The sequence below is a fragment of the Streptomyces sp. N50 genome (genome assembly GCF_033335955.1).
Taxonomy (GTDB): domain Bacteria; phylum Actinomycetota; class Actinomycetes; order Streptomycetales; family Streptomycetaceae; genus Streptomyces.
On sequence record NZ_CP137549.1, the window covers coordinates 6,384,075 to 6,400,211 of the forward strand.

A 16,137-nucleotide genomic window follows, 5' to 3' on the forward strand; every position below is an offset into this window, starting at 1 on the left:
GGCGAGGCGCTGAGCAGTGTGGGGTTCAGCTCAGCCCGCTGTTGATGGCGGTCACCAGCTCACCGTTGCTGGTGTCGCCGCTGAAGTCCCAGAAGAACGCGCCGCCCAGACCCTGGGTCTTGGCCCAGCTCATCTTTCCGGCGATCGTGCTCGGGGTGTCGTAGGACCACCAGTTGTTGCCGCAGTAGGCGTACGCCGTGCCGGCGATCGTGCCGGTGGCCGGGCAGGACGTCTTGAGGACCTTGTAGTCCTCGATGCCCTGCTCGTAGGTGCCCGCCGCCGGGCCGGTCGCCGAGCCGCCGGGTGCGGCCTGGGTCACGCCGGTCCAGCCTCTGCCGTAGAAGCCGATGCCGATGAGCAGCTTGTTCGCGGGGACGCCCTTCGACTTGAACTTGGCGATCGCGTCGGCCGTGGTGAAGCCGGGGGTCGGGATGCCGCTGTAGGTGGTGAGCGGGGAGTGCGGGGCGGTGGGGCCGGTCGGGTTGAAGGCGCCGAAGAAGTCGTACGACATCACGTTGTACCAGTCGACGTACTGGGCCGCGCCCGCGTAGTCGGCGGCGTCGATCTTGCCGCCGGAGGTGCCGTCGGCCGTGGTGGCCGCGGTGACCAGGTTGTTGCTGCCGAACTTGGCGCGCAGGGCCTGCATCAGGTTCTTGTAGGCCGCCGCGCCGCTGGTGTCGCAGGTCAGGCCGCAGGCGTTCGGGTACTCCCAGTCGATGTCGATGCCGTCGAAGACGTCGGCCCAGCGCGGGTCCTCGACCAGGTTGTAGCAGGAGTTGGCGAACGCGGTCGGGTTGGCCGCCGCCTGCGCGAAGCCGCCGGACCAGGTCCAGCCGCCGAAGGACCAGAGGATCTTGATGTTCGGGTACTTGGCCTTCAGCTCGCGCAGCTGGTTGAAGTTGCCCGCGATCGGCTGGTCCCAGGTGTCGGCGACGCCGCTGACCGACTGGTCGGCGGTGAACGTCTTCTGGTAGTCGGCGTAGGCGTCACCGATCGCGCACTGCCCGTTGGTGACGTTGCCGAAGGCGTAGTTGATGTGCGTGATCTTCGCGGCCGAGCCGGAGGTCACCAGGTTCTTGACCTGGTAGTTGCGCTGGTACGTGCCCCACTCGGTGAGGTACCCGAGCTTGACCTTGGAGCCGGTGGTCGGGGGAGTGGTGCTGCCGCCCGTGGTGTGCACGGCGACCGAGCCGCTGACCGGTCCGGTCTGGTCGGCGGTGTCGCGGGCCTGCACGGTGTACGAGTAGTCGGTGCCGGCGGTCAGGCCGGTGTTCGTGTACGACGTCGTCGTCACGGTGGCGACCTTGGTGCCGTCGCGCAGGACGTCGTAGTTCTTGACGCCCTTGTCGTCGGTGGCCGCGCTCCAGGAGAGGTTCACCGAGGTGTCGGTGATCGAGGAGGCGGTGGGGGTGCCGGGCGCGGAGGGGGCCGCGTCACCGGGGACGGTGGTGCCGCCGTCACAACTGCCGCCGTTGAGCAGACAGTTGGAGGGCGAGCCGCTGCCGGCGCCGTTGAAGCCGAAGGAGACGGAGGCGCCCGCGGCGATGGTGCCGTTGTAGGACTTGTTCTTCGCGGTCCAGTGGTTGCCGGAGCTGGTGACGTCCGCGTCCCAGGCGGAGGTGACGGACGTGCCGGAGGGGAAGTCCCACTCGACCGTCCATGAACTGATCGCGCTGGTACCGGTGTTCTTGACGGTCCACTGCCCGCCGAACCCGGTGCCCCAGTCGCTGGACTTGGTGAAGGTGGCGGTCGCGGTCGAGGCGGCCTCGGCGGGGGCCGCCAGACCGACGAGAGCGGCGAGCGGAAGCAGCAGGGTCGTGAACCCGGCAACTGCTCGATGTCTGAAGCGCATTGAGCGCCTCCTCGGGGGTAAGGGGGCGCGACTGAGCCTTCGCGCCCACAGTCCCGTGAGGATAGGAAGGTCTGGACCACCGGTCAATAGGTCTGGACCACTTGGGAGTTGAGGGTCAGCGCTCCCCGCCGGGCACCCAAAGGACGTCCCCCGCCTCCTTGTTGGCGGACCGCGCCAGGATGAACAGGAGATCGGAGAGGCGGTTCAGGTAGGTCGCCGTCAGGGGGTTCATCACCTCGGCGTGCACCTCAAGGGCCGCCCACGTCGAGCGCTCCGCCCGCCGTACGACCGTGCACGCCTGGTGGAGCAGGGCCGCGCCCGGGGTGCCGCCGGGCAGGATGAAGGAGCGGAGTTTCTCCAGCTGCTCGTTGAAGTGGTCGCAGTCCGACTCCAGTTTGTCGATGTAGAACTGCTCGACCCTCAGGGGCGGGAACTCCGGGTTCTCCACCACCGGCGTGCACAGGTCCGCGCCCACGTCGAAGAGGTCGTTCTGGACGCGGGTGAGGACCTTGACGATGTCCTCGGGGAGGGCGCCGAGGGCGATGGCCGTGCCGATCGCCGCGTTCGCCTCGTTCGTGTCGGCGTACGCCGAGATGCGGACGTCCGTCTTGGCGACCCGGCTCATGTCGCCGAGGGCGGTGGTGCCCTGGTCGCCGGTCCTGGTGTAGATGCGCGTCAGATTGACCATGTGGCCAGGGTAGTCAGGGTGCGCCGGTGCTCAACTAGGCCGTACGGGGGGTCGAATGACCCGTGCCGGTGTGATGTCCGTCAGATGAGACGTGACGCGCGTTACTAACCGGTCACACAGCGCCGCACCTTCGCTAGTGTCCGCCGAGAGGCATACGGATACACGCTGTAAGCGTTTCAAAGGGGAGTCGCACAGTGGCACGGAAGCTTGCCGTCATCGGCGCCGGACTCATGGGTTCCGGTATCGCCCAGGTCTCCGCGCAGGCGGGCTGGGACGTCGTCCTGCGCGATGTCACCGACGAAGCCCTGAAGCGTGGCACCGACGGCATCAAGGCCTCGTACGACAAGTTCGTGAGCAAGGGGAAGCTGGAGGCGCACGACGCCGACGCCGCCCTTGGACGCATCACCGCGACCACCGATCTCGACGCCGTCGCCGACGCGGACATCGTCGTCGAGGCCGTCTTCGAGAAGCTCGAGATCAAGCACGAGATCTTCCGCGCCCTGGACAAGATCGTGCGCGAGGACGCCGTCCTCGCCTCCAACACCTCCGCCATCCCGATCACGAAGATCGCGGCCGTGACGGAGCGTCCGGAGCGCGTCGTAGGGACGCACTTCTTCTCGCCGGTCCCGATGATGGGCCTGTGCGAGCTGGTGCGCGGATACAAGACGAGCGACGAAACCCTCGCCACCGCAAGGGAGTTCGCCGAATCCGTCGGCAAGACCTGCATCGTCGTCAACCGGGACGTCGCCGGTTTCGTGACGACCCGTCTCATCTCGGCGCTCGTCGTCGAGGCGGCGAAGTTGTACGAGTCGGGCGTCGCCACCGCCGAGGACATCGACCTCGCCTGCAAGCTGGGCTTCGGCCACGCGATGGGCCCGCTGGCCACCGCGGACCTCACCGGCGTCGACATCCTGCTGCACGCGACGAGCAACATCTACACCGAGTCACAGGACGAGAAGTTCGCCCCGCCGGAGCTGATGCGCCGAATGGTGGACGCCGGTGACATCGGACGCAAGAGCGGGCAGGGCTTCTACAAGCACTGAAACCGCACACGCCCCTGCCCCATCACACGCAGGGGTGAATTCGGTATCGGTTCGCTCACAGACGGCAACTTCGTGGCGCTTCACGCAGTCAGAGGTTGCATCACCGACTTCGCCGATATCACCGAGTACGCCACCGCACTCACGGGGAGCGCATATGTACATCAGGGGCGACCACGTCGAGCTGGTCGTCGGGGGCCGCCTCGACGTCCGCAGCGCGGCGGACGCCCGTACGGTCCTGCACTCGGCCGTCGACGACGGAGTCGGCGATCTGGTGCTGGACCTGTCCGAGCTCGACTCCTGGGACGCCACCGGCCTCGGCGTCATCATGGGGGCCCACCGACGGGCCGGCCGCTGCGGCCGCCGCCTGGTACTGCGCCGCGTACCGCCGCAGATGCAGCGCCTGCTCGTGGCCACCCGGCTGCACCGCATCCTCGCCATCGAGGGCGGCATCGGGGTGGAGTCGCTTCCCAGGGTCTGATCCCGAGGTCCGACGTCGGCCGCGCGCAATCCTCATGAGACTGTGACGTCTCGCACCGCGCGGTACCCCGGCCTGTCGTAGATACTGTGCGAAGGTTTACGGTTCGGTTGCCCGCTGCCTCACCACCCTTCGAGCGGGCCCGGACCAGAAGCGACAGCGCGGTGTGCACAAGGCCGGGAGGGGCCTGGGTCCTGTCGACCCGCACACGACGCTTTTGGGGGGCTTGGACCTATGGACCCGATCGACCGGGGACCCGAGGAGTACGGCCACGACGGCGACGACACGTCGTCACGTCAGCGCCCGCCCCGGGAACCCCTCACACCCGACTTCGGCCAGCACACACCCGCGCTCGCCCGCACCGTGCAGCTGGTCACCGGTGACATCCTGCTCACCGTCAACCCCGTCGACGGCAGCGAGATCGAGGTCTGCCCGTCCGGACAGCGGCCCGGCCGGCCCGCGAAGTTCACCGCCGCCGAGCGCGCCGAGGCGGCCCGCGCCGCCAGGCCTCCGGTCCCGCCCGGCCTGAACCGCCCCGAACTGCCGCTCCTGGAGCGCCAGGAGGAGCGCGAGCGTCTCGTACGGCTGCTCGCCCGCGGCCGTTCCGTACGCCTCACCGGCCCCTCGGGCTCCGGCCGCACCAGCCTGCTCGACCTCGTCGCCGAGGACTGCCTGGACCTCGCCCCCGACGGCGTGATCCGCCTCACGGGCTTCCACCGCACGTCCACCGACCTCCTGCACGACCTCTTCCACGCCGTCTACGACGCACCCCTGCACCGGCCCGGCCGGGAGGAACTCCTCGCGCTGACGCGGGAGATCGGCGCCGTCGTCGTCCTGGACGACCTAGAGTTCGGCGCCGCCGCGCTCGACGAACTCCTCGACGCGACGCCCGAGTGCGCCTTCCTGATCGCCGCGACCCCGGAGATCCCGGCACCGTCCGCGGACTCCGCGATCGAGGAGGTCTTCCTCGGCGGCCTGGGCCGGCCCGGTGCCGTGGAGGTCCTGGAGCGTGCCGTGGGCCGCGTCCTCACCGAGGAGGAGGCGAACTGGGCGGGCGACCTCTACTTCGAGTCCGAGGGCCTGCCCCTGCGCTTCGTCCAGGCCGGTGCCCTGCTCCGCCAGCGCGACCAACTGCGCGTCGGCACCAGCGCCGTCGAGGAGTTCGGCGTCTTCCAGGACGCGCCTCCGGTCGACGAGCCCTTCGACGCCCCGCCGCTCGACCCGGACGAGGGCGACGCCGTACCCCTGCCGTCCCTCGGGGAGGCCGCCGCGCCCGCGCCGCTGCTCGCCTCGCGGCTCTCCACCTCGGCCCGGGCCACCCTGCGCTTCGCCGTCGCGCTCGGCGGTGAGGTGCCGCACCAGGCGCATCTGCCCGCGCTCGTCGGCGACACCCACGCGGACGCCGCCCTCGGCGAACTCGCGGGCTGCGGACTGGTCTCCCCGGTCGGTTCCCGCTACCGGCTCGCCGCCGGCGTCCAGACCCAGCTGGAGGCCGCCGGATACGGCGACGACGTCGCGTCCGGTGCCCTCATCGCCGCCCTGCACTACTCCTGGTGGGCCGGGCACCCCTCGGTCACGCCCGAGCGCGTGTGCGCCGAGGCGGACGCCCTGCTCGCCGCCCTCGTCGCCCTCCTGCCGGCGACGACCCCGCCCGGCGACGGCGAGGAGAGCACCACCGTCCACCTCGCCCGCACGGCGGCGCCCGCGTTCGCCGCCGGGCTGCACTGGAGCGCCTGGGAACGGGTGCTGCGCTCCGGCTTCGAGGCCGCGCGGCTCGCCGCCGATGTGAGTGAACAGGCCTATTTCCAGCACGAGTTGGGGGTCCTCGCGCTCTGCGTCGGCGATCTCGACCGGGCCCGGGCCGAACTGGAGTCGTCCATCGGCCTGCGCGGCGAGGCCGCCGACAAGCGCGGTGCCGTCGCGGGCCGCCGCGCCCTCGCCCTGGTCGCCGACCGCTCCGGCATCGCGCTCCCCCTCGGTTCCACGGCGGGCGAGGAAGTGCCGGACGCGCGCTACGAGGAGTCGGCCACGCCGCCCGGCGGCATACCGGCGCCCTTCCCGCCGCTCCAGCCGCCCGGCGACACGTACACCCTCGTCGCACACCAGCCCTCGCCCCCGAAGCCGCACAACAAGGCCCGGGGCGGCCTGCGCGGCTACGCCCGGCGCAACCTCGTCGCGGCCGGCGCGGGCGTCCTGCTCGCCGCCGTCCTCGGCACGGTCGTCACCCTCGGCGCCACGTCGAACAACAACGCCGACAACCCGTCCGACAAGGTCGGCGTCAACCCGTCCGCCAGCCAGGGCACCGACGACGACAGCCTCGGCGCGGATCCGGCGAAGAAGGGCGACGGCAGCGGCACGGGCACCGCGACCAGCCGGCCCACCGACCCGGGCCCGGACGGCACCATGGGCACGTCGGACGACCCGACCCCGACGGGCAGCGGGACGCCTTCGGACACGCCGAGCGGGACGAACACTTCGGGGGGCGGGCACACGAGCCCGTCGCCGACCAGGTCCACGACCAAACCGCCGTCGTCGAGCCCGACCACGTCGCATTCGGCGACTCCGACCCCGACGGGGTCACAGAGCTCGCCGCCGCCCACGGACACCAGCTCGCCTCCGCCGACGGACACGTCCACCGCCCCGTCCACCAACACCTCGGCAAGCGGCGCAGCCTCAAGTGCCCCCGTAGAGACGGCCAGTTCGGCCGCGCCCGAGAGCAGCGGCGCGGACACGTCGAGTAGCGCGGGTGCCGTGATCTGACTCGCGTACGACAGTCCCGTAGGACATGAAAGGGCCGGCTCCGATGATCGGAACCGGCCCTTTTCGTCGGGGTGAAGTCAGGGTGAAGTCGGTGTCTGGCGACGGGTGTTCAGAACAGCCGCAGCTTGTCGTCCTCGATGCCGCGCAGGGCGTTGTAGTCCAGGACCGTGCAGCCGATGCCGCGGTCGGTGGCGAGGACGCGGGCCTGCGGCTTGATCTCCTGGGCGGCGAAGATGCCGCGGACCGGGGCGAGATGGGGATCGCGGTTCAACAGCTCCAGGTAGCGCGTGAGTTGCTCCACGCCGTCGATCTCGCCGCGCCGCTTGATCTCGATCGCGACGGTCTGGCCCTCGCCGTCCCGGCACAGGATGTCGACCGGTCCGATGGCCGTCATGTACTCCCGGCGGATCAGCGTGTAGCCCTCGCCGAGGGTGTCGATGCGGTCGGCCAGCAGCTCCTGGAGGTGCGCTTCCACGCCGTCCTTGATCAGGCCGGGGTCCACGCCGAGTTCGTGCGAGGAGTCGTGGAGGATCTCCTCCATCGTGATGATGAGCTTCTCGCCCGCCTTGTTGATGACGGTCCAGACACCGGCTGGATCTTCTGGGGAGCCCGAACCCTCCTTCAGCGTGCAGGGCGGAGACATCCAGTTGAGGGGCTTGTAGGCCCGGTCGTCCGCGTGGATCGAGACGCTGCCGTCCGCCTTCACCAGGATCAGACGGGGGGCGGAGGCGAGGTGGGCGGTGAGCCGGCCCGCGTAGTCCACGGAACACCGGGCAATGACGAGACGCATGGTCGGCAACGCTACTCGACGGGCGTAGGTGCACGCGATTCGCCCTGGAAGACCCGTGACGCCCGTTGTTCATTCTTGGCCGATTGTGGGCCCATTGGGAGTTCCCTATGTACGCATTCTCCTGGTGCCGCCCTCCTCCGTTGCCTACCGTATAAGCGGGAGGTCGCGAGACATGTACGCAGCGTGTTCGTCATCGCGGACTCCCTTACCTGTCCGGCAACCCCCGCGCGTTGGGGGTGCGAGAGGAGAACCCATGTCGCTCGACGTCTCACCGGCCCTACTCGAAAAGGCCGAGCGAGGCGAGGTCGACGAAGCTGAATTCGTCGACTGCGTCCGGACCTCCCTGCCTTACGCATGGGAGATGGTCAGCTCCCTGGTGGCTCAGCTGAAGGTCGACGGCGGTGCGTTCGCCGACAACCAGACGCCGCCGCCGGACGAGCAGGCACGCGGTCAGTTGCTGCGTGCGCTCGCGAGTGACGCGATACGCGGCGCGCTGCAGCGGCACTTCGGTGTACGCCTTGCCTTCCAGAACTGCCACCGGGTGGCGGTGTTCCCGCTGGACGGCTCGGTCGACGAGACGCTGGCCCGCTTCACCTCGGTGCGCAGTCAGCTGCTGAACCAGTCCCCGGAGTTCAGGGACTGCTGACGCGGCGGACGGCGCACTGCTTGCCGCTCCGTACGCGGGAGGTGCTCTGTACGGGGCGGCAAGCTCCCCGCGGAACGTCCAGCGCGGAACGTCCAGCGCGGTTCGCTCAGCCGAGGTGAGGGAGCACCTCGGCTCCGAGCCGCCGTACGTTCTCCTCGGTCGCCGCGAGGTCCCCTGACCCCTCGACGAGCAGCGCGAAACGGGAGATGCCGGTCCGCTCCGAGGTCGCCGCGAGCCGGTCGACGCACAGCCGCGGGGTGCCCACCGGGTGCAGCCCGCAGAGGAGTTCGGTGTACGCGAGCGGGTCGCGCATCCGGCGCTCGCGGTCGTCCACCGTCACATGGGCGTCCAGCCCCTGCTTGAGCCAGCCCGGCATCGCCTTCACCAGGGCCTCCACCGCGTCGGCACGCCTGTCCGCGATCTGGCAGACACCGGCCGACACATGGGCCGCCCCGCGGATCTCCTCCGCCGGCCGCCCCGCCGCCCGGGCCAACTGCCGCCACAGGGCGACCATTTCGGCTTTCTCCTCGTCCCCGACATGCATGCCGAGCAGCATCGGCAGGCCCCGCTCGGCCGCCAGCCGCACGCTCGCGGGGGAGGTGCAGGCGACGACGACCTCGGGGCCCGGCGCGTCCGACAGTGCCTCCGACGGCCTTGGTACGACGGGCACTTCACGGAACGCGAAGCGGTCCCCGGTGCCCGCGACCGACGGCTCGCGCAGCCAGCTCATCAGCAGATCGAGTGATTCCGGGAACCCCTGTTCGTACGCGGCGAGGCCCGAGCCGAACACCTCCAGGTCGACCCACGGCCCGCCGCGCCCCACACCCAGCGAGAAGCGCCCCCCGCTCGTCACGTGCAGCAGCGCGGCCTGCTCGCCGAGGGCGACCGGGTGGACGGTGGGCAGCACGCTGACCGCGGTGCCGACGCGGATGCGCTGGGTGCGGCCCAGCAGTAACGCGGCCAGGGTGACCGCGGACGGGCAGGTGCCGTAGGGCACGAAGTGGTGCTCGGCCAGCCAGGCCGTGTCGAGACCGGCCTCCTCCGCGACCTCCACCGAGCGGACCGCGCGGTGCAGGGCCTCCCCCTGGCCCTGCCCCGGGAACTGGGCCGCCAACACAAAACTTCCGACGCGCATGGCTTTTCCTGCTTCCTTGGCTCCGACACGGAGCTCCCCCACCGGGCATAACCGCCCGACACGTGCCGAGGACACGGCCTGGCGGAGAGATTTGCGGATTGTCTGCAGAATGCGCGGTCCCGAGGGGGACTTGTACGGGTTGATGCCCTTCGCGTACCCCTGTCCGCGCCACGTAGGCTGGACACAGCCCTTGCCTCCTGTATAGCCCCGTGAGGTGTTCTGTGTCCCCGCGTCGCAACCGACCCAAGGAGTCCGGTTCCTCCGGCCAGAGTGCCGACGACGAGCGCTCGGGCCGCTACGGCGGCTGGCAGTCCACGGAAGCCTGGCAGGGCGAGGAGTGGAGCGTGCGCCATGTCGCCGGGGCGAGCTCCGAGGGCAAGACGTACCGCTGCCCCGGCTGCGACCAGCAGATCCCCTCCGGCGTCCCGCACGTCGTGGCCTGGCCGGAGCACGCGGGCGTCGACGACCGCCGCCACTGGCACAAGGCCTGCTGGAACGCGAAGGACCGCCGCACCACACGGGTGCAGCGGTCCAGGAACGCGCCGAGGTTCTAGGCCGGCCTTTTTCCGGGCCGACCTTTCAAAGAGTGGTACTGCTCACACGTCCCGCTGCTCCAGCAGCGCGATCGCGCCCGCGAACGCCACGGCCGTCACGCCGACGATGATCCACAGCGGGTCCCAGCCCGAAGGGCCGGACTCCGTCAGGGAGTTGGAGTAGAAGACGCTCAGCTGGTTCGGGATCGAGTACTCGAACAGCGCCTGGCGCACGTCCTCCAGGGACTGCGAGAACATGAACAGCGCGATGACCAGCGGGGCGAGGACCGCGCCGATCATGATGGTGATCGCGCCCGCCGAGTGCCGGATGATCGAGCCGACGATCAGCGCGAGCAGGCCGAGCAGCGCGATGTAGAGCGAGACGCCGACGGTTCCCTTGAACCACTCGCCGGCGGACGGGTCCTTCGCGCCGTTGTTCTCCAGCAGCGAGGCGTCCACGAAGGCGATGAACCCCGAGGACACCAGGGTCACCACGAAGGCGACCCCGAAGAACACGATGGACTTCGCCGCGAGGACCCGGCCGCGGCTGGGGCAGGCGGTCATCGTCGTGCGGATCATGCCCGTGCCGTACTCGGAGGCCGTGGTCAGCACGCCGAGCGTGATGATGCACATGGAGCCGAGGAGCAGCCCGAAGAAGCCGAGGGAGAGCGGGTTCTCGCCGTTCATCTGGGACGAGGAGTTGCTGACCACGAGGGCGGCGAGCAGGCCGATGCCGACGACGAGGACCACGAACACCCCGAGCGTCCAGAGCGTCGAGCGCACCGACTTGATCTTCGTCCACTCGGAGGCGAGCGCGTGCCCGAGATGGGCGCGCACCACCGGGATCGGCGAGGTGTACCCGCCGTACGAAGGACCGTTCGCCGCCTGCCAGTTGGGCACGGCTGCCTGCGGCATCGGGGGCTGGGGCGTACTCATCGGGCGTCCTCGGGCTTGGTCAGGTCGGCGGCGGGGGAGGAGGGCTGCGCGGGAGCGGCGGGGGCCGGGGTCGCGTCCGCGGCCGGAGCGGCCACCGGGACCTGATCCGCCGGGGCACCCTGAGCCGGGCCCTGGGGCGGCTGTGCCGCCGTCTGCGGGGTGACGGGCACCGGAGGCCCGTACGGGCCCGGTGCGGGTGCGCCGGGCGCCGCAGGGGCGCCGTACGGATTCGGGGCGCCGTAAGGATTCGCCGGGGGCTGGCCCATGGCGAAGGGCTGACCGCCGTGCTGCGGTGACGGCGGCGCGTACCAGCCCGGCTGGCCCTGGCCCGGCACCGGCATGGGCGGCTGTGCGCCGGGCGGCAGTTGCTGCATCAGGCCGGCCTTCTGGTCGATCGTCGAGCGGTAGTCGACGGCCCCCTGCGTCATCCGCATGTACGCCTCCTCCAGCGAGGCCTGATGCGGCGACAGCTCCCACAGCCGTACGTCCGTGTCGTGCGCGATGTCGCTGATGCGCGGCAGCGGCAGGCCCATGACGCGCAGCCCGCCGTCCTGCTCGGGCAGCACGTGGCCGCCCGCCTCGGTCAGCGCGGAGGTGAGCTTCTCGCGCAGCTGGGGCTCGGTGTCGGGGGTGCGCACGCGCGCGAAGTCGGCGGAGTTCGCCGAGATGAAGTCGCGCACGCTCATGTCGGAGAGGAGCTGCCCGCGCCCGATCACGATGAGGTGGTCGGCGGTCAGCGCCATCTCGCTCATCAGGTGCGAGGAGACGAAGACGGTACGGCCCTCCGCCGCGAGCGCCTTCATGAGGTTCCGCACCCAGAGGATGCCCTCGGGGTCGAGGCCGTTGCCCGGCTCGTCGAAGAGCAGCACCTGCGGGTCGCCGAGGAGCGCGGCGGCGATGCCGAGCCGCTGGCCCATGCCGAGGGAGAAGCCCTTGGGGCGTTTTCTCGCCACGTCCTGGAGGCCGACGACCCCGAGCACCTCGTCCACGCGCCGGGCCGGGATGCCCGAGAGCTGGGCCAGGCTCAGCAGGTGGCTGCGGGCGCTGCGGCCGCCGTGCACGGCCTTGGCGTCGAGCAGGGCGCCGACCTGTCTGGGGGCGTTCGGCAGCTTGCGGTAGGGGAAGCCGCCGATCGTCACCTGTCCTGACGTGGGGTTGTCCAGGCCGAGGATCATGCGCATCGTCGTCGACTTGCCCGAGCCGTTGGGCCCGAGGAAACCGGTGACGGCACCGGGCCGCACCTGGAAGGAAAGGTTGTACACGGCGGTCTTGTCGCCGTAGCGCTTGGTCAGGCCGACAGCCTCGATCATGCTCCGCACCCATCGAAAGGATCAGGACAGCAGGGCACACGCCCCCGTAAGGGTTAGGAGGATAACGGGGCGCTGACGGTTCCGCCCAAGAGAAAGCAAAGCAACGTCCCGCGTCAGGCGTCCCGGCGCTTCAGAAGGACGTAGGCGCCGACGAGCGAGGCGAGCACCCACAGGGCCATGATCCCGAAGCCGCCCCAGGGGCCGTACGGCGCGGAGTCGTCCACCGGCGTGACCACCTGCATGATCTTGCTGCCGGCCTGGTCGGGCAGGTACTGGCCGATCTTCTTCGTCGCGGAGACGTTGCCGAGGATGTTGGAGATCAGGAAGAAGAACGGCATCAGGATGCCCAGCGACAGCATCGGCGAGCGCAGCATCGAGGCGACGCCCATGGAGAACAGCGCGATCAGGGTCATGTAGAGCCCGCCGCCGATCACCGCGCGCAGCACGCCCGGGTCGCCGATCTCCGCCCTGTGGGAGCCGAGCATCGCCTGCCCGAGGAAGAACGTGAGGAAGCTCGTCACCAGGCCGACCACGAGACACAGCCCCGCGGCCACCGCGATCTTGCTGAACAGGAAGGTGCCGCGCTGCGGGACGGCCGCGAGCGAGGTGCGGATCATGCCGGTGCTGTACTCGTTCGACACGACCAGCACCCCGAACACGATCATCGCGAGCTGCCCGAGACTCATCCCGGCGAAGCTGATGAACGTCGGGTCGAAGGACAGCTTGTCCTTGGCGCTCATGTCGTCGAACTGGCTCTTCGACAGCGCCGAGATCAGCATGCCGAGCCCGATCGTCACCACCACGGCCAGCGAGAGCGTCCACACCGTCGACGCGACGGAACGGATCTTGGTCCACTCCGAGCGGATGACCTGGGTCGCCGCCATGTCAGCCCTTCTTCCAGCCGTCGCCCCAGCCCTGCTGCTGAGCAGGCGCCCCGGGGGAGGGTGATGGTGCGTCGGAATGCGCGTGGTACTCCACCGACTCCGCGGTCAACTGCATGAACGCCTCCTCCAGGGAGGCCTGTTGGGGACTCAGCTCGTGCAGCACGAGCTGGTGCGACGCGGCCAGCTCACCGATCTGCTCGGACTTGCCGCCGTCCACTTCGAGCACCCCGCTGCCGGACTCGACCACCGTGATCCCGGCCTGGTGCAGCACGTCGAGCAGCCGCTCGCGCTGCGGGGTGCGGATCCGGACGTAGGACCGCGAGTTCTGGTGGATGAAGTCCGCCATGGAGGTGTCCGCGAGGAGCCGGCCCTGGCCGATGACGACGAGGTGATCGGCCGTCAGCGCCATCTCGCTCATCAGGTGCGAGGAGACGAAGACCGTACGGCCCTGCGCGGCAAGGGACTTCATCAGGTTGCGGATCCAGTGGATGCCCTCGGGGTCGAGGCCGTTGACCGGCTCGTCGAACATCAGGATCTCCGGATCGCCGAGCAGCGCGCCCGCGATGCCGAGCCGCTGGCCCATGCCGAGCGAGAACCCCTTGGCCTTCTTCTTCGCCACGGCGGTGAGCCCGACGGTGTCGAGCACTTCACGCACCCGGGCCGTCGAGATGCCGTTGCTCTGCGCGAGACACAGCAGATGGTTGAAGGCGCTGCGGCCGCCGTGCATGGCCTTGGCGTCGAGGAGGGCGCCGATGTACTTCAGCGGGTCCTTGAGCTGGTCGTAGTGCTGGCCGTCGATGCGCACGTCACCGGCGGTCGGCCGGTCGAGCCCGAGCATCATGCGCATGGTCGTCGACTTGCCGGCGCCGTTCGGGCCGAGGAAGCCCGTGACGATGCCGGGTCTGACGGTGAAGGTGAGGTTGTTGACCGCCACCTTGTCGCCGTACCGCTTGGTCAGCCCCTCGAGCTCGATCATGCGGCCACGCTAAGACGGGCGTTCGGCGGATGCCACCCGAACGGGCAAACAGAGTCCGACGAAGCAGGCAACAACGGTGAACGCCGTCGCCCAGGCGAACGCGTGCGGGAAGGCGGCGCTGCCGTGCCCGTGCGCGAGGACCGTCGCCAGTACGGCCGTGCCGACGGACCCGCCGAGCTGCTGCACGATCCGGACGGTGGTGCTGGCGTGCGGGATGCGGGCGCGGTCGAGACCTTGGTACGCGCCCACCATGACCGCCATGTTGGCCGCGCTCACCCCGAGCCCTCGTACGACCAGCGCGACGAGAAGCAGGGCGGCGCCGGGATGCGGGAGAAGGAAGGGGAGGGTGCCCAGCGCGCACAGCAGCATCCCCGCCACGGTGACCGGGCGCGGCCCGAGCCGGTCGGTCAGCGGGCCGGTGACCCGGGCGAGCAGGCTGCCCAGTCCCTGGGGCGCCAGCAGCAGCCCGGCCGCGATCACGCCCTCGCCGCGCGCCTGTTGGTAGTAGAGGGGGAGCAGGAACATCCCGCCGAACAGGGCGAGCCCGTTCAGGAACGTCAGGATCGAGGAGACGGCGAACGCGCGGTCCTTGAACAGCCGTAGATCCACGAGGGGTTCGCGGACGCGCAGCGCGTGGCGGGCGAACAGGGCGATCAGTACGGCGCCCACCGGGATCGCGGTCGCGCGGGTGGCGCCGGTCTCGGACAGGCCGTAGACCACGGCGGCGAGGCCGGGGGAGAGGAGCAGGAGGCCGGTCAGGTCCAGGTGGTGGCCGGGGCGCGGGGTGTCCTTCGGGACGCCGCGCCAGGCCAGGGCGAGGGCGAGGAGGCAGACGGGCAGGTTGACGTAGAAGATCCAGCGCCAGCTGAGGTGGCCGACGATCAGGCCGCCGACGACCGGGCCGAGGATCGGTACGACCATGGCGGGCAGGGTGATCACCGCCATCAGACGGCCGAGGGAGCGACCGCCGGCCGCTCGCATGACCAGGGTCTGCAGGACGGGCAGGAGCAGGCCGCCGCCGATGCCCTGGACCACCCGGAACGCGATCAGCGAGCCGATGTTCCAGGCGAGGCCGCAGAGGAGCGATCCGGCGAGGAAGAGGAGCAGCGCGCCCAGCCAGACGCGGCGGGAGTCGAAGCGTTCTACGGCCCAGCCGGAGACCGGGACGACGGTGGCGAGGGCCAGGAGATACGCCGTACTGACCCATTGCAGGCTCGTCGTGGAGGCGCCCAGGTCGTGGCCCAGGGTGTGCAGGGCGATGGAGACGATCGTGCTGTCGAGGAGTGGGGCGAGGGCGCCGAGGACGAGGATGCCGGCGAGTTTGCGGACGGCCGGGTCTAGGCGTTCGGCGGGGCGGACGGTGGTTTCGGGCATGGCGGTTCCCCCTTTAGAGACGCTGCGTCTCTAAAGGCCACGATAGGCTGGGCTCGATAAGAGACGCAAGGTCTCCTAAGGTCTTCTGAGCGGAAGGTGCCGGTGATGACCGGAGAGCAGACGCGGCGGCGCGGGGCCGCGCTGGAGGCCGACATCCTGGACGCGGTGTGGGAGGAACTGGCCGAGGTCGGTTACGCCCGGCTCACCATGGAGGGTGTGGCGGCCCGGGCCCGTACCGGCAAGCAGGTCCTCTACCGGCGCTGGCCCAACCGCGCCGAACTCGTCAAGGCCGCCATGTCCCACCGCAACGGCATCATCGCCGAACGGCTGCCCGACACGGGTGAGTTGCGCGAGGACGTGCTGGCCCTGCTGCGGCTGATGGTGCTGCGGCAGCGGGAGATCGGGTCCGACGTCATCCGGGGCCTGCTCGCGGACGCGCCCGACCTTGACCCGAAGGTCTTCGGGATCGTGCACGACATCCTGCTGCCCATGCTCCAACGGGCCGTGAAACGGGGCGAGATCCCCACCGCCGACCTGTCCCGACGGGTCGTCACCCTCCCCGCACAGCTGTTGCGTTACGAGATGATCCTGACCCGCGAGCCGGTCGCCGAGTCGGCCCTCGTCGAGATCGTGGACGACGTGTATCTGCCGCTGGTGACCGGACGGCGTTGAGGCCGGGGCACGGCCGAGGCCCGCACCCTCCGAAGGGGATGCGGGCCTCAGCGTTACGACAAA

Annotated in this window: 15 protein-coding genes; 6 read left to right on the forward strand and 9 right to left on the reverse strand. The window is 70.2% G+C overall.

The features are described 5' to 3' along the window. Window positions 1-25: 25 nt before the first annotated feature. The gene (locus R2B38_RS28925; protein WP_318018849.1) at window positions 26-1,852 is read right to left on the reverse strand and encodes a glycoside hydrolase family 18 chitinase; all 1,827 of its coding nucleotides are present in this window, start codon (window positions 1,850-1,852) and stop codon (window positions 26-28) included. Between the two features lie 115 nt (window positions 1,853-1,967). Next, on the reverse strand, window positions 1,968-2,540 hold the full coding sequence (locus R2B38_RS28930) for a cob(I)yrinic acid a,c-diamide adenosyltransferase (RefSeq protein WP_318018850.1): 573 nt from the start codon (window positions 2,538-2,540) through the stop codon (window positions 1,968-1,970). Between the two features lie 194 nt (window positions 2,541-2,734). On the opposite strand from R2B38_RS28930, the gene R2B38_RS28935 reads away from it, so the two are divergent. The 3 genes from R2B38_RS28935 (at window position 2,735) to R2B38_RS28945 (ending at window position 6,818) form a co-directional block, all read left to right on the forward strand. Then, complete coding sequence (locus R2B38_RS28935; RefSeq protein ID WP_318018851.1) at window positions 2,735-3,583, forward strand: 3-hydroxyacyl-CoA dehydrogenase family protein; 849 nt, start codon at window positions 2,735-2,737, stop codon at window positions 3,581-3,583. 154 nt (window positions 3,584-3,737) lie between these two features. Then, a complete protein-coding gene (locus R2B38_RS28940; protein WP_019060737.1) occupies window positions 3,738-4,061 on the forward strand; it encodes an STAS domain-containing protein in 324 nt (107 codons plus the stop codon). A gap of 231 nt (window positions 4,062-4,292) precedes the next feature. Then, complete coding sequence (locus R2B38_RS28945) at window positions 4,293-6,818, forward strand: ATP-binding protein (RefSeq protein WP_318018852.1); 2,526 nt, start codon at window positions 4,293-4,295, stop codon at window positions 6,816-6,818. 109 nt (window positions 6,819-6,927) lie between these two features. Here R2B38_RS28945 and nucS read toward each other — a convergent pair whose 3' ends face one another. Then, on the reverse strand, window positions 6,928-7,608 hold the full coding sequence (gene nucS / locus R2B38_RS28950) for an endonuclease NucS (protein ID WP_318018853.1): 681 nt from the start codon (window positions 7,606-7,608) through the stop codon (window positions 6,928-6,930). A gap of 253 nt (window positions 7,609-7,861) precedes the next feature. Between nucS and R2B38_RS28955 the strand changes: the two genes are divergently transcribed. Further along, window positions 7,862-8,254 (forward strand): SCO5389 family protein, encoded by a 393-nt coding sequence (locus R2B38_RS28955; protein ID WP_033285417.1) that lies wholly within the window; start codon window positions 7,862-7,864, stop codon window positions 8,252-8,254. Between the two features lie 106 nt (window positions 8,255-8,360). On the opposite strand, the gene R2B38_RS28960 is transcribed toward R2B38_RS28955, so the two are convergent. Then, the gene (locus tag R2B38_RS28960) at window positions 8,361-9,389 is read right to left on the reverse strand and encodes an LLM class flavin-dependent oxidoreductase (protein ID WP_318018854.1); all 1,029 of its coding nucleotides are present in this window, start codon (window positions 9,387-9,389) and stop codon (window positions 8,361-8,363) included. Window positions 9,390-9,610: 221 nt separating this feature from the next. Here R2B38_RS28960 and R2B38_RS28965 point away from each other — a divergent pair, with 221 nt between their 5' ends. Beyond that, window positions 9,611-9,943, forward strand: a complete 333-nt coding sequence (locus tag R2B38_RS28965; RefSeq protein ID WP_033285419.1) for a hypothetical protein — start codon at window positions 9,611-9,613, stop codon at window positions 9,941-9,943. A 42-nt stretch (window positions 9,944-9,985) separates the two neighbouring features. Here the strand turns inward: R2B38_RS28965 and R2B38_RS28970 are convergent, their stop codons facing one another. From R2B38_RS28970 to R2B38_RS28990, 5 genes are all read right to left on the reverse strand, one after another. Next, window positions 9,986-10,858, reverse strand: coding sequence for an ABC transporter permease (locus R2B38_RS28970; protein ID WP_318018855.1), 873 nt, complete (start codon window positions 10,856-10,858; stop codon window positions 9,986-9,988). Beyond that, entirely contained in the window at window positions 10,855-12,168 is a 1,314-nt protein-coding gene (locus R2B38_RS28975; RefSeq protein WP_318018856.1) for an ABC transporter ATP-binding protein, read from the reverse strand. The genes R2B38_RS28970 and R2B38_RS28975 overlap by 4 nt, the downstream gene beginning before the upstream one ends. 113 nt (window positions 12,169-12,281) lie before the next feature. Beyond that, window positions 12,282-13,052, reverse strand: a complete 771-nt coding sequence (locus tag R2B38_RS28980; RefSeq protein WP_318018857.1) for an ABC transporter permease — start codon at window positions 13,050-13,052, stop codon at window positions 12,282-12,284. Between the two features lies 1 nt (window position 13,053). After that, window positions 13,054-14,028, reverse strand: a complete 975-nt coding sequence (locus R2B38_RS28985; RefSeq protein ID WP_033285423.1) for an ABC transporter ATP-binding protein — start codon at window positions 14,026-14,028, stop codon at window positions 13,054-13,056. A gap of 9 nt (window positions 14,029-14,037) precedes the next feature. Beyond that, window positions 14,038-15,402, reverse strand: a complete 1,365-nt coding sequence (locus R2B38_RS28990; protein ID WP_318018858.1) for an MDR family MFS transporter — start codon at window positions 15,400-15,402, stop codon at window positions 14,038-14,040. Between the two features lie 105 nt (window positions 15,403-15,507). On the opposite strand from R2B38_RS28990, the gene R2B38_RS28995 reads away from it, so the two are divergent. Next, on the forward strand, window positions 15,508-16,074 hold the full coding sequence (locus tag R2B38_RS28995; protein WP_318018859.1) for a TetR/AcrR family transcriptional regulator: 567 nt from the start codon (window positions 15,508-15,510) through the stop codon (window positions 16,072-16,074). Window positions 16,075-16,137: the final 63 nt, after the last annotated feature.

What these genes read in the sequence shown, in the direction of transcription:
- R2B38_RS28925 (WP_318018849.1), bottom strand. Translation starts at nt 1,852, where the DNA reads ATGCGCTTCAGACATCGAGCAGTTGCCGGGTTCACGACCCTGCTGCTT.
- R2B38_RS28930 (WP_318018850.1), bottom strand. Translation starts at nt 2,540, where the DNA reads ATGGTCAATCTGACGCGCATCTACACCAGGACCGGCGACCAGGGCACC.
- R2B38_RS28990 (WP_318018858.1), bottom strand. Translation starts at nt 15,402, where the DNA reads ATGCCCGAAACCACCGTCCGCCCCGCCGAACGCCTAGACCCGGCCGTC.
- R2B38_RS28940 (WP_019060737.1), top strand. Translation starts at nt 3,738, where the DNA reads ATGTACATCAGGGGCGACCACGTCGAGCTGGTCGTCGGGGGCCGCCTC.
- R2B38_RS28995 (WP_318018859.1), top strand. Translation starts at nt 15,508, where the DNA reads ATGACCGGAGAGCAGACGCGGCGGCGCGGGGCCGCGCTGGAGGCCGAC.
- R2B38_RS28985 (WP_033285423.1), bottom strand. Translation starts at nt 14,028, where the DNA reads ATGATCGAGCTCGAGGGGCTGACCAAGCGGTACGGCGACAAGGTGGCG.
- nucS (WP_318018853.1), bottom strand. Translation starts at nt 7,608, where the DNA reads ATGCGTCTCGTCATTGCCCGGTGTTCCGTGGACTACGCGGGCCGGCTC.
- R2B38_RS28955 (WP_033285417.1), top strand. Translation starts at nt 7,862, where the DNA reads ATGTCGCTCGACGTCTCACCGGCCCTACTCGAAAAGGCCGAGCGAGGC.
- R2B38_RS28960 (WP_318018854.1), bottom strand. Translation starts at nt 9,389, where the DNA reads ATGCGCGTCGGAAGTTTTGTGTTGGCGGCCCAGTTCCCGGGGCAGGGC.
- R2B38_RS28980 (WP_318018857.1), bottom strand. Translation starts at nt 13,052, where the DNA reads ATGGCGGCGACCCAGGTCATCCGCTCGGAGTGGACCAAGATCCGTTCC.
- R2B38_RS28945 (WP_318018852.1), top strand. Translation starts at nt 4,293, where the DNA reads ATGGACCCGATCGACCGGGGACCCGAGGAGTACGGCCACGACGGCGAC.
- R2B38_RS28970 (WP_318018855.1), bottom strand. Translation starts at nt 10,858, where the DNA reads ATGAGTACGCCCCAGCCCCCGATGCCGCAGGCAGCCGTGCCCAACTGG.
- R2B38_RS28975 (WP_318018856.1), bottom strand. Translation starts at nt 12,168, where the DNA reads ATGATCGAGGCTGTCGGCCTGACCAAGCGCTACGGCGACAAGACCGCC.